14 protein-coding genes are annotated in these 13,968 nt (G+C 59.9%); all 14 read right to left on the reverse strand.

Annotated features, from left to right (window positions below; all coding sequences use genetic code 11):
* Positions 1 to 98: 98 nt before the first annotated feature.
* The 14 genes from KYT97_RS09940 to nusG all read right to left on the reverse strand — a co-directional run bounded on the left by KYT97_RS09940 (position 99) and on the right by nusG (position 13,952).
* Positions 99 to 1,346 carry an MCE family protein gene (locus KYT97_RS09940; RefSeq protein WP_033236455.1) on the reverse strand — a complete coding sequence of 416 codons (1,248 nt, stop codon included), beginning with the start codon at positions 1,344 to 1,346 and terminating at the stop codon, positions 99 to 101.
* On the reverse strand, positions 1,343 to 2,575 hold the full coding sequence (locus KYT97_RS09945; protein WP_033236456.1) for an MCE family protein: 1,233 nt from the start codon (positions 2,573 to 2,575) through the stop codon (positions 1,343 to 1,345). The genes KYT97_RS09940 and KYT97_RS09945 overlap by 4 nt, the downstream gene beginning before the upstream one ends.
* Positions 2,572 to 3,819: an MCE family protein gene (locus KYT97_RS09950; protein WP_033236457.1), complete on the reverse strand. Its 1,248-nt coding sequence runs from the start codon at positions 3,817 to 3,819 to the stop codon at positions 2,572 to 2,574. Before KYT97_RS09950 ends, KYT97_RS09945 begins: the two co-directional genes overlap by 4 nt.
* Positions 3,819 to 4,814, reverse strand: a complete 996-nt coding sequence (locus tag KYT97_RS09955; protein ID WP_045070990.1) for an MCE family protein — start codon at positions 4,812 to 4,814, stop codon at positions 3,819 to 3,821. Before KYT97_RS09955 ends, KYT97_RS09950 begins: the two co-directional genes overlap by 1 nt.
* Positions 4,811 to 5,890 carry an MCE family protein gene (locus tag KYT97_RS09960; RefSeq protein WP_033236459.1) on the reverse strand — a complete coding sequence of 360 codons (1,080 nt, stop codon included), beginning with the start codon at positions 5,888 to 5,890 and terminating at the stop codon, positions 4,811 to 4,813. Before KYT97_RS09960 ends, KYT97_RS09955 begins: the two co-directional genes overlap by 4 nt.
* Positions 5,887 to 7,248 (reverse strand): MCE family protein, encoded by a 1,362-nt coding sequence (locus KYT97_RS09965; protein ID WP_033236460.1) that lies wholly within the window; start codon positions 7,246 to 7,248, stop codon positions 5,887 to 5,889. Before KYT97_RS09965 ends, KYT97_RS09960 begins: the two co-directional genes overlap by 4 nt.
* Positions 7,245 to 8,105, reverse strand: a complete 861-nt coding sequence (locus KYT97_RS09970) for an MlaE family ABC transporter permease (RefSeq protein WP_033236461.1) — start codon at positions 8,103 to 8,105, stop codon at positions 7,245 to 7,247. Before KYT97_RS09970 ends, KYT97_RS09965 begins: the two co-directional genes overlap by 4 nt.
* 5 nt (positions 8,106 to 8,110) lie before the next feature.
* Complete coding sequence (locus KYT97_RS09975) at positions 8,111 to 8,905, reverse strand: MlaE family ABC transporter permease (RefSeq protein ID WP_033236462.1); 795 nt, start codon at positions 8,903 to 8,905, stop codon at positions 8,111 to 8,113.
* Positions 8,906 to 8,914: 9 nt separating this feature from the next.
* Positions 8,915 to 10,030 carry an ABC transporter ATP-binding protein gene (locus tag KYT97_RS09980; protein ID WP_275586646.1) on the reverse strand — a complete coding sequence of 372 codons (1,116 nt, stop codon included), beginning with the start codon at positions 10,028 to 10,030 and terminating at the stop codon, positions 8,915 to 8,917.
* A 255-nt stretch (positions 10,031 to 10,285) separates the two neighbouring features.
* A complete protein-coding gene (gene rplL, locus KYT97_RS09985; RefSeq protein ID WP_033236464.1) occupies positions 10,286 to 10,672 on the reverse strand; it encodes a 50S ribosomal protein L7/L12 in 387 nt (128 codons plus the stop codon).
* A gap of 78 nt (positions 10,673 to 10,750) precedes the next feature.
* Positions 10,751 to 11,344 carry a 50S ribosomal protein L10 gene (rplJ, locus tag KYT97_RS09990; RefSeq protein ID WP_033236465.1) on the reverse strand — a complete coding sequence of 198 codons (594 nt, stop codon included), beginning with the start codon at positions 11,342 to 11,344 and terminating at the stop codon, positions 10,751 to 10,753.
* A gap of 429 nt (positions 11,345 to 11,773) precedes the next feature.
* Positions 11,774 to 12,493 (reverse strand): 50S ribosomal protein L1, encoded by a 720-nt coding sequence (rplA, locus tag KYT97_RS09995; RefSeq protein WP_003941982.1) that lies wholly within the window; start codon positions 12,491 to 12,493, stop codon positions 11,774 to 11,776.
* A 111-nt stretch (positions 12,494 to 12,604) separates the two neighbouring features.
* The gene (rplK, locus tag KYT97_RS10000) at positions 12,605 to 13,039 is read right to left on the reverse strand and encodes a 50S ribosomal protein L11 (protein WP_033236466.1); all 435 of its coding nucleotides are present in this window, start codon (positions 13,037 to 13,039) and stop codon (positions 12,605 to 12,607) included.
* Between the two features lie 61 nt (positions 13,040 to 13,100).
* On the reverse strand, positions 13,101 to 13,952 hold the full coding sequence (nusG, locus tag KYT97_RS10005; RefSeq protein ID WP_033236467.1) for a transcription termination/antitermination protein NusG: 852 nt from the start codon (positions 13,950 to 13,952) through the stop codon (positions 13,101 to 13,103).
* Positions 13,953 to 13,968: the final 16 nt, after the last annotated feature.

The raw sequence follows: 13,968 nt of genomic DNA on the forward strand, positions 1-13,968 counted from the left end.
CTACCCTACTTACCTGTTATGTCCGGATCCTGGCAGCACCAATTCCGTTGCCTCGAATCCTCAACTGCCCCAACCCAATAGCACACCCTGGGGCACATCTACTTCGGCGTCACTCCGAGAATCGGCGCCAACTGGGTAGCAATCGGATTGAGATTCAACTTGTCAGGATCGACCTTCGGCTTGAAGTCCCACGGTTGAATCGTGCCGGGATCGGCGTAGATAACCCGGTTGGCACTGCGAACACCCGTCTCGCTGCCCAGCGGGACCTCACAGGACGCCGCTGTGTTCAACGGGAAGTCCTGCTGCGTGTCGTCGAAGTTGGGATCCTGACGCTTCATGTCATCGAGAATCGCCATGGTGCCTTCGTACCCGACGGTGCACGACAACGGATTGTTTGTCTCCAGCACCAACCCTTGATGCACGGTTCCGTCACCAGGAGCCACTGTCGGCCCCGCCGCAGCCAGCCCCGGCAGAAAGATCAGAAACGGCTGCAGCGCAATGGCACGAGGCGCAAACGTCCTGCCGAACGACGCCAGATTTGTCAGGTCCGTGGTCAGTGCCGGACCGGTCTCGTTGACGAGGGCCCCGATCTGCTCGCTGGCCGGGATGCCGTTGTCGATCAGACGCCTGATGTCGGGGTCACTGGTCCGCAGTTGTGCGGCAATGACATCGAGGTCGGCACTGAACTGCTTGATCGACGACGACTGGTCGGACTGGGTCGTGAGCACCGTCTGGCTGTCACGGATCAATCCGAGCGTCTGAGGCAAGGTGTCGAGGCCGGACTGCGAGAGTCCGGACAACGAGTCGGCCAGAACCTGGATGTCCTCACCCTTGCCGTTGAAGGCTGCACCGAGTTCGACCGCGACGGTGTGCAGTGCATCGACGGGCACCGAATGGACCAAGCCGTTCGCACTGGTCAACACTTCTTCGACCGGAACCGGCGTCGCTGTGTCACCCACTGCAATCACAGAACCGTCCTCGAGGAACGGACCCTGATCGGTATCGGGGATCAGATCGACGAACTGCTCGCCGATTGCAGAACGGTTGGCCACAACAGCCCTCGTCGACGCCGGGATCGGCGGTGCATTGTTGTCGATCTTCAGATCGACCTCGATCCCGTCGTCCGTCAGTGACAAGTCACCAACCCGTCCCACCGGCACACCGCGATACGTCACCTCGGCATTGGTGAAGATGCCGCCCGACGTCTGCAGTTCCGTCTTGACCGTGTACTGCCCGAAACCCAGGAGGTTGTCGAGGCGCACATACTTGCCTCCCACATAGACAAGTCCTAGGAGCGCGACCAATACGAAGCCCACTAGCTGCCACTTGACCAGAGCCGATCTCATTGTCCACCACCGATTCCGAACTGATCCAGCATTCCCTGAATGGGGTTGAGCGGGGCACCGACTGCAGGTGCCATCGGCAACTGCGGCAGGATCGGCGCGATCGGGAGCAGTGACACTGTGGGCCAGCCCGGTCGCGGTCCGTTTCCGTTGTAATACGGATTGGACGGATCCACCACCGGCTTGGGATCACCGAACTTGGGCTGGCGATACTCGGGATCTCCCTGTCCGACACCAAGCCCGGAGAGCGTATTACCGATTTGCAGGTCGACAGCGAGGAACAAATTGACCGACCCACCTTGCGTGATCTTCTCGACTCCGTCCGGGAACGGGAACGTCGGAAGCAGCGGGAGCGCGCCGACGAGGTCGTCACCGGATGCAGCGAGCGCCTGCAATGTCGGACGAAGTGCCTGAAGATCTGCGATCAGATCGTCCTTGGACTGTGTCAGGACATCGGTGCCGACGGTTCCGAGACGGTCCACCTGAGCGAGCATCTGCGTCAACTGCGGGCGCTGCTCGTTGAGTACCGATATTGCCACGGGCAGTTCGTCGAGGACCTTGGCGATCTTCTCGTTCTGCTCGTTCACCCGACTGGACAACACGTCGAGACCGTCGAGCGCGCGAGTGATGTCCTCACGCTGTTCGTTCAAGCCTCCGATGAGAGTATTCGCCTGTTCCAGAAGACTTCTGGTTGTTCCCTCGCGGCCGTCGAACGCCGCGCCGAGCTCCTTGACGATGGGCTGCAACTGGCCGACACCGCCGCCGTTGAGCAGGAGCGACAATGCACCGAGCACCTGTTCGATCTCGGTGGCGTGGCGAGTGCGATCCAACGGAATCAAGTCGCCGTCCGACAACTGGGCCGTAGTGTCCGCGCCACTAGGAGGCGCTGACAGCTGAATGAATTTCTCGCCGAGCAAATTGGTCTGCTCCACGGCGGCAACGGCATTGGCCGGCAAATCCACCGAGGAATCCAAGATGATCCCCACGTCGGCGGTCCACCCGTCCGGGCCGACTCCGATCTTCTCTACTCGCCCGACCGGAACACCGTCCACTTTGACCGCGGACTGTGGAACCAGATCGAGAACGTCGTCGAATTCAATGGTCAGATTCATGGGATTCGATCCCACGTCAGGCCCACCCGGAAGGGGCACCGCATAGATGCCCTCCGACGAGCAAGCACTCGCACCGAGCAGAACTACAAGTCCCGCACCGGCAATCACTGTGCGCTTCACTCGCCCTCCCCGCTGCTCAGTCGCGGTGACACGACACCCGGCACCGTGCCAGGAACAACCTGCATCTCACGCTCCGGGCCGGCCAGGATTCCGAACGGGAGATTCATGTTCTTGGCCTGGTCGGCCGCATCCGTCATAGCGGCCACCGCCACACACTGATCGATGGCGGGTTGCATCTGTCGTCCCAACTCCTCGAACTGAGGATTACCCGGCACCAGTTTGCCGAGATCCATCAATTTGCACAGCACCTCGGCCGGGTTCTGCAAGTCCGGGAAGGCCAGACGTGAAGCGAGAACTCCGGATTCGGCGTCATACGAGTTCACCAGATTGGAAATGGCGAGAGGCAACAAGGTCAGGGTGTTGGCGAGCGCTTCCTTGTTGTTCGCCAGCGTCTGCGTCGGCGCAATCAGGCCTTCAGCAGTTGTCGCCAACTGATCGCGGTTGTCTGCCACGAACTTAGCGACATCACCGAGAGTCAAGGACAACTGATTCAGAGCGGCACCCAGATCATCGCGTTCGCCCGCCAGAAATCCGGTGAGGTCGGACAATTGAGTGTTGAACTGGCGCACCTGTTGATCGTTGGTCGCCAACGCTCCGACAAAAGTATTGAGATTCTTGATGGTCACCGCGATGTTGTCACTCGAGTCGTTCAACGTACGAGCCGCGTCGGAGAGCTGGGTGATGCTCTCCCCCAACGCTGCTCCGTTGCCGTCGAGGTTCGCGGCACCGGTCTCGACGAACTTGGACAGCGCACCGTCCTTGTTCGCACCTTCGGGTCCGAGCGCCGACGCGAGGTCGTTGATGCTCGCGTACAACTGATCGACCTCGACCGGGGTGGCGGTGCGCTCGATCGGAATCACCGAACCGCTGGCCATCTTGTCGCCGCCCGTGAACACCGGCGTCAACTGAATGTAGCGGTCCGCCACTACTGACGGAGTCACCTGCGCCGCATTGGCATCCACCGGAATATCGATTCCGCGATCCACGCGGAGGTCGACCTTGACCTGATCGCCCTGCGGTTCCACCGAGGTGACAGTGCCGACCTTCACGCCCAGAACTCGCACGTCGGAACCGTCGTAAATACCGATGGACTTGTCGAAGTACGCCGTGATCGTTGTTGTGCCCGCGCGGGTGAACACCCACCACAAGGCGCCGCCAACCACCAACACGCCAATCAACGCTGCGGCAATGATCGCCAGAGTTCGCTTCTTGGAGCCACTTTCGGCTTCAGTGATATCAGCCATCAGTTACCTCCCAACGTACGAATCGGATCACGAGGGCCCGGAATCAGTGGCAGACCAGGCGGAAGGAGGTTGACAACGACCTGGTCGAACCAGCGGCCGTTGCCGACGACGTTGGCGTACAGGCGAATAAAGGGTTCGTAGAGCTTCAGAGCCTTGTCCAAGTTCTCGTTGTTGGCTTCGAGGATGTCGATGACACCGTTGAGTTGGGTCAACGCAGGCCCGATTGCCGCCTCGTTGTCGCGGACCAATCCGGTGAGTTGCTGTGACACCCGCTGAGTTCCGGTGAGCAACTGGGAGATCGCCTGCTGGCGGTTGTTCAACTCCTGCACCAGCAGAGCGCCGTCACTGATCAGTTGAGTGAACTCCTTGTTCCGGTCCGCCAAGATTTGCGACGTCTTGCCCGTTGCCTCGAACAGTTTCTGCAGGTCCTGATCACGGCTCGCGATAGTCTGCGACAACCGACTCACGCCGTCCAATGATGCTCGGACGTCCTCTGGCGTCTCGGAGAAGGCCTCCGAGAGCGTTTCCATGCTCTGCGCCAACTGCTCCGTGTCGATGTCACCGACAGTGTCCGCGGCCGACGAGAAAGCCTCGACAACGTCGTACGGAGCAGTCGTGCGCTCCAATGGAATTCGGTCCTTCGGATCCAGATTTTCGGTGCCACGCGGATCCAGAGCCAGGTACTTCTGCCCCAGAATCGTCTTGATCTGGATGGACGCCGACGTCTGATCGCCGACCCACGCATCCTTGACTTTGAAGTCGACCAGAACGCGGTCACCGTCGAGGTCGACCGATGTCACCTTGCCGACCTTCACACCCGCGATGCGGACCTCGTTACCGGGCTTGAGCCCAGCAGCTTCCGAGAATTCCGCCGCGTACGAAGACCCTGCGCCGACAAAGGGAAGTGAATCCATGAAGAAGGCGGACAACGTTGCCAGGAGCACCACGACGATGCCTATGGCCCCGGCCATTGCCGGACTACGACGCTTTTTCATCGGCCCTGCAACTCCTTCATTCCGTCTTGAGTGCATCGCTTGGCCGCATTGGTGTAGATCGGCATATTGACCGTCGGCAACCCGGTCGGCAAGTTCAATGTTGCCGACTGACCAGGACCTGCAATGATGTCGATTCCGCACAGGTAGAACTGGAACCACGATCCGTAACTGGCGACACGGGTCAACTTGTCCAGCTTCACGGGCAAGGTCTCGAGCACTGCATTCACGTCGTCGCTACGGCGGTTCAGCGTTGTGGCCAAAGTGTCCAGCGCCGTGATCGATCCCTGGATAGACGGTCGCGTGGGCTCCAGCAGATCCGCCGTTGCATTTGTCAATCCGGCGAGCGACGTGACTGCTGACCCGACAACTCCGCGCTCGTTGGCAAGTCCGGTGACAAGCTGCTGCGTGTTGACGATGAGCGAATCCAGATTCTTGTCATTCGCATTTACTGTCGACAGCACTTCGTTGAGGTTCTTGATCACCGCGCCGATGACAACGTCCTTGTCCGCCACCGTGTTTGTCAGGCTGGCCGTGTTGCGGACGAGTTCGCTGATTGTTCCCGACTCTCCCTGGAAAACCTGGATGATCTGGTACGACAGCTTGTTGACATCCTCGGCACTCAAAGTCGTGAACAACGGCTTGAAGCCGTTGAACAGGGTCGTGAGATTGACGGCCGGTCGGGTCTGCTCGAGAGGGAGCGTTTCGCCTGCGGTCAGCTTCTTACCCTGGCTGCCTTCGCCCTGAGACAGCGAGATGTAACGCTGCCCGACCAGGTTCCGGAAACGGATCGTGGCAATAGAACTGGCCGGCAACCAATCTCGATCGGAGACCGAGAACTGCACTTCGGCTTGGTTGTCGTTGACGATGGCGATCTTCTCGACCTGACCGACACGCACACCTGCAATCCGAACCTCGTCGCCCTCGTTCAGTGAGGTCACGTCGGAGAACACGGCGTTGAACTTGGTCCCGCCTCCCCCTCCGAGGTTTGCGATACTCGCCGCCAGCAATCCTGTTGCCAGAATCGTGACCACGACAAATATGATGAGCTTTGTCAGCGGTGCTGCGAGACCTCTCATTGGAAGCTCACCTCCGCACCGGTAAATGCGGGAGCGCTGACCATAGTGGTCCACGACGGAACATTCTCCGGTGCAACACCATTAGCCTGGCCGTAGATGACCTTCAACGTATCCTCTTCGAGTTGCGAGCCCGCATATCCGGCTTGCTGCACCGGACCGGTGGTGTTGGTCGAGAACATCTGCGGTCCCGAACCTTCCGGAGCCTGCAAGAACTCCATCGTTTCGGGGCCACCGTTGCGGGAGGGAACCTGGTACGAGCCGTCACCGTACGAACCGCCGGGATACTGTGGGAAGGGTCGACCGGGCTCGGTGACATTGTCGTAGCAAACCGGTCCACGATTGTCGACGAGTCGAGGCTCGTCCTGGTTGGGGATGTAACGCCCCTTCGGGTTGACAATCTGAATGTTTGCCCGAACACCGGGATCAGGCGCGTCAGCCGAGAGAATCTTGGCGGCCTTCGGCGTAGTTTCAGCGAATCCCTTGAAGGTGCACCCGAACGTCGGAGAGTACTGAGCCAACAACTGCAGCGCTTCTCGTGAGTCTGCGGACAGTGTGATGATGGACTGCGCGTTTGTCTCGAGGAACGCAGCGGTGGTCGACGACGTCGCCGTCAACGAAGCCAACAGGGTGTTGACCTGATTCTGCTTCTCCACCACGGTGTTTCCGGTGGTGCGCAGGGTGTCGAGTGCATTCACGAGATCCGGAGCGGCCTCCGAATAGGTCTGTGAGAAATCTGCGAACTTGCGCAGGTCCTCCTGCACGGCGGGGAGTTCGGTATTGACCTCGCGGAAAATCTCCTCGAGACGGTCAACGGTGAGCCCCAACTCAGCGCCGCGGCCGGTCAAGCCTTGTGCCAGCGAACCGAGGGTGTTCGCGAGATCCTGCGGCGGAATTGCCTGCAGCAACGGGAGCAAACCGTCCAAGACCTCGCCAACCTCGATCGCGTTGCCGCTCTTGTCCTGATGAAGCACGGTCCCGGCCGAAAGAGGCGGAGCCGTTGTCCCCTCCGGGATGATCAGCGAGACGTACCGCTCACCGAACAGTGTCTTCGGGAGCAAACGAGCTGTCGCGTCGGAGGGAATCAACTCGGCTTTGTCCGGTTCGATCGCGAGAACCGATGTGACGACACCATCGGTTGTCGACGCGGATCGCACCTCACCGACCAACATTCCACGAACCTTGACATCCGCGTTGGGAGGTAACGCATTTCCCACGGAATCGGACAGGAGATCGACCTTCACGACGTCGGTGAACGACTTGTTGAAGGCCCCGATCGTGAAGGTGAGAAACAGCGCCAACACAACGAAGAACACAATTCCCAGCACACGGCGGCGCAGAACGGACGGAGCCTCGATCATCCGGCCACCCTCACTGTTGTCGTGGTGCCCCAGATTGCGAGGCTGAGGAAGAAGTCAAGCACTGCGATCGTCACGATTGCCGCACGAACGGCGCGACCGACGGCCACGCCGACGCCTGCCGGGCCACCCGACGCGTGAAATCCGTAGTAGCAGTGGATCAAGATCAGAACAAAAGCAAAGACCAGAACCTTGGCAAACGAATACAACACGTCCTGCGGTGGCAGGAACAAGTTGAAGTAATGGTCGTAAGACCCCGTTGACTGGCCGTTGAATACCGTACTGATCACGCGCGAGGCCAGATAGGCGGCAAGCAAGCCGACGATATACAGCGGGATGACGGCCACAAAGCCGGCGATCATGCGAGTCGTCACCAGGAAGGGAACCGACGGGACTGCCATGACCTCGAGCGCGTCGATCTCCTCGGAGATACGCATAGCACCGAGTTGTGCGGTGAAACCACACCCGACCGTCGCTGAAAGGGCCAGCGCGGCAACAATCGGCGCGATCTCGCGAGTATTGACGTAGGCAGACAGGAAGCCGGTCAGGACCGAGCTACCCAACTGTTCCAGCGCCGCGAACCCCTGCAATCCCACAACGACGCCGGTGAATCCGGACATCATCGCGATGACGCCGATAGTTCCGCCGATGACGGCCAATGCGCCACTGCCGAAGGTCACTTCAGCGAGTAGACGCAGAGTTTCCTTGCGGTAGCGGTGCAGTGTGCGCGGTGTCCAGGCAATGGCTCGCGCGTAGAACGACATCTGCTCACCCGCGCGATCAAGCACGTTGAGCGGCATTCTGGCTACTTTGCGGCTCTTCAGCAGAAACTGATCGCCGCGGCCTCGTGCGATGGTCATGTAGGTCAGGATCCCTTCGCCGGCACGATCTGGAGGTACACCATCGTCAGAATCAGATTGGCGAAGAACAACAACAGGAACGTGATGACAACGGCCTGGTTGACCGCCTCACCAACGCCTTTGGGCCCACCCGAGGGGTGTAGTCCCTTGTAAGCCGAGATGACTCCGGCGATGACACCGAAGACCGCAGCCTTGATCTCGCCACTCCAGATATCCGGCAGCTGCGCAAACGCCGAGAACGATGCGATGTAGGCGCCGGGGTTACCGCCCTGCAGGATCACGTTGAAGAAGTAGCCACCCGCGATACCAACGACGGATACCAGCCCGTTGAGCAATACGGCAATGAGCACCATCGCCAACACACGTGGAACAACAAGTCGCTGAATGGGATTGATGCCAAGGACTTCCATGGCGTCGATCTCTTCACGGATTGTCCGCGAACCGAGGTCAGCGGTGACCGCCGAACCGGCAGCACCAGCGACAAGCAGAGCAGTCACCAGTGGACTTCCCTGCTGAATCACCGCAAGAACGCTGGCAGCGCCGGTGAACGATTCAGCGCCCAACTGCTTGATCAGCGAACCGGTCTGCAGCGAAACGACTGCGCCGAACGGAATCGCGACCAGCGCAGTCGGCAAAATCGTGACGCTGGCGATGAACCATGCTTGCTCGATGAACTCGCGAAACTGAAACGGCCGCCGGAACGTATTCTTCACGACCTCGACGAAGAGTTCGACGATGTTGCCGGCCTGAGTCAGTGCCCCGTGTACAGGACTCAGAACCGAGTTGCGGGTACCCGCCATTCGTTATGCCTACCCTTGTCCGTGAGTCGTGTTTCCGTAGGGATCACCCTCATAAGCTGGAATTACCTGTGTATCCTGCGAGCTTCCGTCCCACTCCCCCTGGTACTCGCTCGCGTCCGCGTAGGCATGGTTGAACTGACCCGCCTCCTCGTTGAGGCTGTCCTGGATTGCCGCCTGCGCGTTCACCGGCAGTGTGTGCATGATCTGACGGACGCGTTCCTGACGGCGACGAACAGCCTGACGCTCCGGATTACCGGGCGTCGCCTTCATCTGCGGCACGATGCCCTCGACGTCGTCGACACCGCCGGCATGGTGACCGGCATCCACGAGCGCCTGCTCGTGCGCCATCTGAGCCTCGTCCTTCTCCTCCGACATACCGATCGGACCGATCATCGTGCCGTTGAGGAATTGCTTGACGACGGGCTCGTCGGACGTGAGCAACACCTCACGAGGACCGAACATCACCAACTGACGGCGGAACAGCATCCCGATGTTGTCCGGAACCGTACGAGCAAGGTTGATGTTGTGCGAGACAATGAGAATCGTCGCATCGGACTGAGCATTGATATCGATCAACGTCTGGCTGATGTACGTCGTACGCACCGGGTCCAGACCGGAGTCCGGCTCGTCGACGAGAATGATCTCGGGATCGAGCACGAGTGCACGCGCCAGACCGGCACGCTTACGCATACCACCGGAAATCTCACCGGGAAGCTTGTCCTCCGCACCGACCAGACCCGTCAGATCGAGCTTCTCCATCACGATCTTGCGGATATCGGATTCCGACTTCTTCGTATGCTCACGGAGCGGAAACGCGATGTTGTCGTACAAATTCATCGAACCGAACAACGCACCGTCCTGGAACAGCACACCGAACAACTTACGGATCTCGTAGAGCTCCTTCGAGGAACACTGCAAAATATCCGTGCCGTCGATCACGATGGAACCCTGCTCGGGGCGGAGCAAACCGATCAAAGACTTCAAGAACACCGACTTACCGGTACCCGAGGGCCCCAGCAATGCGCTCACCTCACCGGCGGGAAGCGTCAACGACACGTCCTGCCAAATCCTCTGCGACCCGAAAGACTTAGTCAGCCCGTCTACCGCTACCTCTACTCCCACCACTACCTCCGCGCCGTCCGATGCATCCACCCGATGTGGGTTGGGTCACTCTATCGCATGGAAGTGTTACCCGTGACTGCGAATACTACTAACGAGTAAGTACGAAGCACAAACTAACACGCACCCTGAATCGGACACGCATCCGACCTGCGCCGATCCGGACATTCCCGCCGGGTACGCCCAATAAAAAAGAGGGCCACTTCCCGTAGGAAGTGACCCTCTTTCGACTACTCGAGGTGAGCAGCGGAGAAAACCGTCTTACTTGACGGAGATCTTTGCGCCGGCGCCTTCGAGCTTTTCCTTTGCAGCTTCAGCTGCTTCCTTCGAAACCTTCTCCAGGATTGCCTTCGGAGCGCTCTCGACGAGATCCTTGGCTTCCTTCAGGCCGAGGCCGGAAACGACCTCACGGACGACCTTGATGACCTGGATCTTCTTGTCGCCAGCCGACTCGAGGACGACGTCGAACTCGTCCTGCTCTTCAGCAGCTTCTGCGCCGGCAGCCGGTGCGCCTGCAGCGGCGACGGCGACGGGAGCAGCAGCGGTGACCTCGAAGGTCTCCTCGAATGCCTTAACGAACTCCGAGAGCTCGAGGAGGGTGAGCTCCTTGAACTGGTCCAACAACTCTTCGGTGCTGAGCTTCGCCATTGTGGCGGTCCTTCCTGTAAGTCCCATGTCGCTGATCCGCGACCGGGCGGGGATATAGCAGTGATGCGCGGGTGCGGATCAGCTTTCGGCTTCGGCCTCGGCCGGAGCCTCGGTAGCAGCCTCTGCGGCAGCAGCCGGAGCTTCTGCAGCTCCGCCTTCTGCGGCCTTCTTCTCCTGCAGTGCAGCGGCCAAACGGGCCATCTGCGAAGCGGGAGCATTGAACAGGCCTGCGGCCTTTGCCAAGTTGCCCTTCATCGCGCCGGCAAGCTTTGCCAACAGGATTTCGCGGGATTCGAGATCCGCGATCTTGTTGACCTCGTCCACGGACAGCGCAGCGCCGTCCATGTAGCCGCCCTTGATGATGAGCGCCTTGTTTTCCTTTGCGAAGTTCTTCAGTGCCTTCGCAGCGTCGACCGGTTCGCCCTTGATGAATGCAATGGCGGTCGGTCCGACGAACAGGTCATCAAGGCCCTCGATGCCAGCCTCAGCGGCGGCACGCTTAACCAGGGTGTTCTTGGCGACGGAGTAGGTGGCACCTTCTCCGAGAGCGCGTCGCAGTGTCGTGATGTTGCCCACTGACAGACCACGGTATTCCGTGATCACAGCAGCGGTCGAACCCTTGAACTGCTCGGTGATTTCCGCAACTGCGGAAACCTTCTCAGGCTTTGCCATACTTCGCCTCCTCTCGTGACAGTCGTTATCCCACTTCGGAACCGCCGCGGCTCACCAGGAGAACCTGACAAGCCACAAGTCCTAGACATGCAAAACGCCCCGGCGCAGGGCGCACGGGGCGTACAGAGGAGACAAACGGAAGCGAAAAGAACCACCACAGAATGCGTTCCCCCTTACCTCGTCCTCCTGCGTGGGTCGCCGGACATTTCCGGACTTTCAACTGCACTCATCGCTAAGCGCAATAACCAACGGTCTTGGGTAGAACATGATTTTGGGGTGAAGTTCATATCCAGCACTGAACTCCGCGTTGAAGACTACCTCACCGGGCAACACATCACCAAATCGCCCCTGGGCCCTCTCCCTGAATGCAAAAAAGAAGGCCGATAGGGAGCTAATCCCTATCGGCCTTCTTTCAGTTCAGCGGACTGCTTACGCGTCTGCAGCATCCTCGAGGAGGTTGCGGGTACGGTTCGGATCCACCGGGATGCCCGGACCGGTGGTGGTCGAAACCGTGATCTTCTTCACGTAGCGGCCCTTGGCCGACGAGGGCTTCGCACGCAGGATCTCGTCCAGCGCTGCGCCGTAGTTCTCCACCAGCTTCTCATCGTCGAACGATGCCTTGCCGATGACGAAGTGCAGGTTGGCCTGCTTGTCGACGCGGAAGTTGATCTTTCCGCCCTTGATGTCGTTGACAGCCTTCGTGACATCCGCGGTAACGGTGCCCGTCTTGGGGTTCGGCATCAGGCCACGGGGTCCGAGGACACGGGCGATGCGGCCGACCTTGGCCATCTGATCAGGAGTCGCGATTGCGGCGTCGAAATCGACCCATCCACCCTGGATGCGCTCGATCAGGTCTTCTGCACCGACTACGTCAGCGCCTGCAGCCTCGGCTTCTGCTGCCTTCTCGCCAACGGCGAACACGATGACGCGAGCGGTCTTACCGGTGCCGTGGGGCAGGTTGACCGTTCCGCGGACCATCTGGTCAGCCTTACGGGGGTCGACGCCCAGACGAACTGCAACCTCTACGGTTGCATCCATCTTGGTGGACGACGTCTCCTTGGCGAGCTTTGCAGCCTGAAGCGGGCTGTAGAGCTTGTCTGCGTCGATCTTCTCAGCGGCGGCGAGGTACGCCTTGCTGCGCTTTGCCATTTCTTCTGTCCTTACTTATCACTGCAGAGAGTTACTTGATGCAGTGGTGAATGGTTCAGTTGTGGTCAGGGCCTGGCCGGCCCTCCCACGTGATGCTGTGGAGCTGCTGAATTAGCCCTGGACCGTGATGCCCATGGAACGAGCGGTGCCGGCGATGATCTTCGCGGCCTGCTCGATGTCATTGGCATTGAGGTCTTCAGCCTTGGTCTTCGCGATTTCGCGCACCTGATCCATGGTTACCGAGGCAACCTTGGTCTTGTGCGGTTCGCCGGAGCCCTTGGCTACGCCGGCTGCCTTGAGGAGCAGTCGAGCAGCGGGAGGGGTCTTCAGCTTGAAATCGAAGGTCCGGTCTTCGTAGACCGAGATCTCGACCGGCACAACGTTGCCGCGCTGGGACTCAGTCGCCGCGTTGTAGGCCTTGCAGAACTCCATGATGTTCACGCCATGCTGACCGAGCGCGGGACCCACGGGAGGTGCAGGGTTAGCCTGACCTGCCTGGATCTGCAGCTTGATGAGCCCGGCGAGCTTCTTCTTCTTTGGGGGCATCTCTAGTTCCTAGTTTCTAGCTTGGGTGTGTGTCTTGCGTCTAACAGTGCAAGTGTGGGGGTTAGATCTTCGCGACCTGGTTGAAGTTCAACTCAACCGGAGTTTCACGTCCGAAGATCGATACGAGGACCTTGAGCTTCTGCTGCTCTCCGTTGACCTCGCTGATGCTGGCAGGCAATGTCGCGAACGGGCCGTCCATGACCGTGACGGATTCGCCGATCTCGAAGTCCACCTCGATGAGGGGCTTGCCGAAGGACTCGACCGGCGCCTCGCCTGCTGCGACGGCAGCTGCTGCAGCCTGCTGCTTCTTCTGCTCTTGCTGAGGAAGCAGGAACTTGACGACGTCGTTGAGAGACAGCGGCGACGGACGCGAGGTGGCACCGACAAATCCGGTGACGCCAGGCGTGTTGCGCACTGCGCCCCACGATTCGTCGTTGAGTTCCATGCGGACCAGGATGTAGCCGGGGAGAACCTTGCGGTTGACCTGCTTGCGCTGGCCGTTCTTGATCTCGGTGACCTCTTCGGTGGGAACTTCCACCTGGAAGATGTAGTCGCCGACGTCGAGGTTCTGAACGCGGGTCTCGAGGTTGGTCTTGACCTTGTTCTCGTAACCGGCGTACGAGTGGATGACGTACCAGTCGCCTGGTGCGCGGCGCAGAGCAGCCTTCAGTTCCGCAACCGGATCTTCTACTTCGATGTCGGCTGCCGGAGCAGCGTCGTCGGAGTTCTCGGCGTCCTCGGAGATGATGTCCTCGGTTGCCTCGGTCTGCGCGGCTTCGGTGCCGTCTGCAGCGTCTTCGGCAGCGTCGGTATCGGTGCCTTCGCCAGCCTCGACGTCTACTTCGGCTGCCGCCTCGGCAGAAACACGCTCTTCGGCCAAGGCCTCATTCGTGTCGTTCTCGGGGGTGCTCACTGGGGCACTCGCTTCC

It is taken from the genome of Rhodococcus globerulus (assembly GCF_019334125.1).
Classification (GTDB): Bacteria; Actinomycetota; Actinomycetes; order Mycobacteriales; family Mycobacteriaceae; genus Rhodococcus_F; species Rhodococcus_F globerula.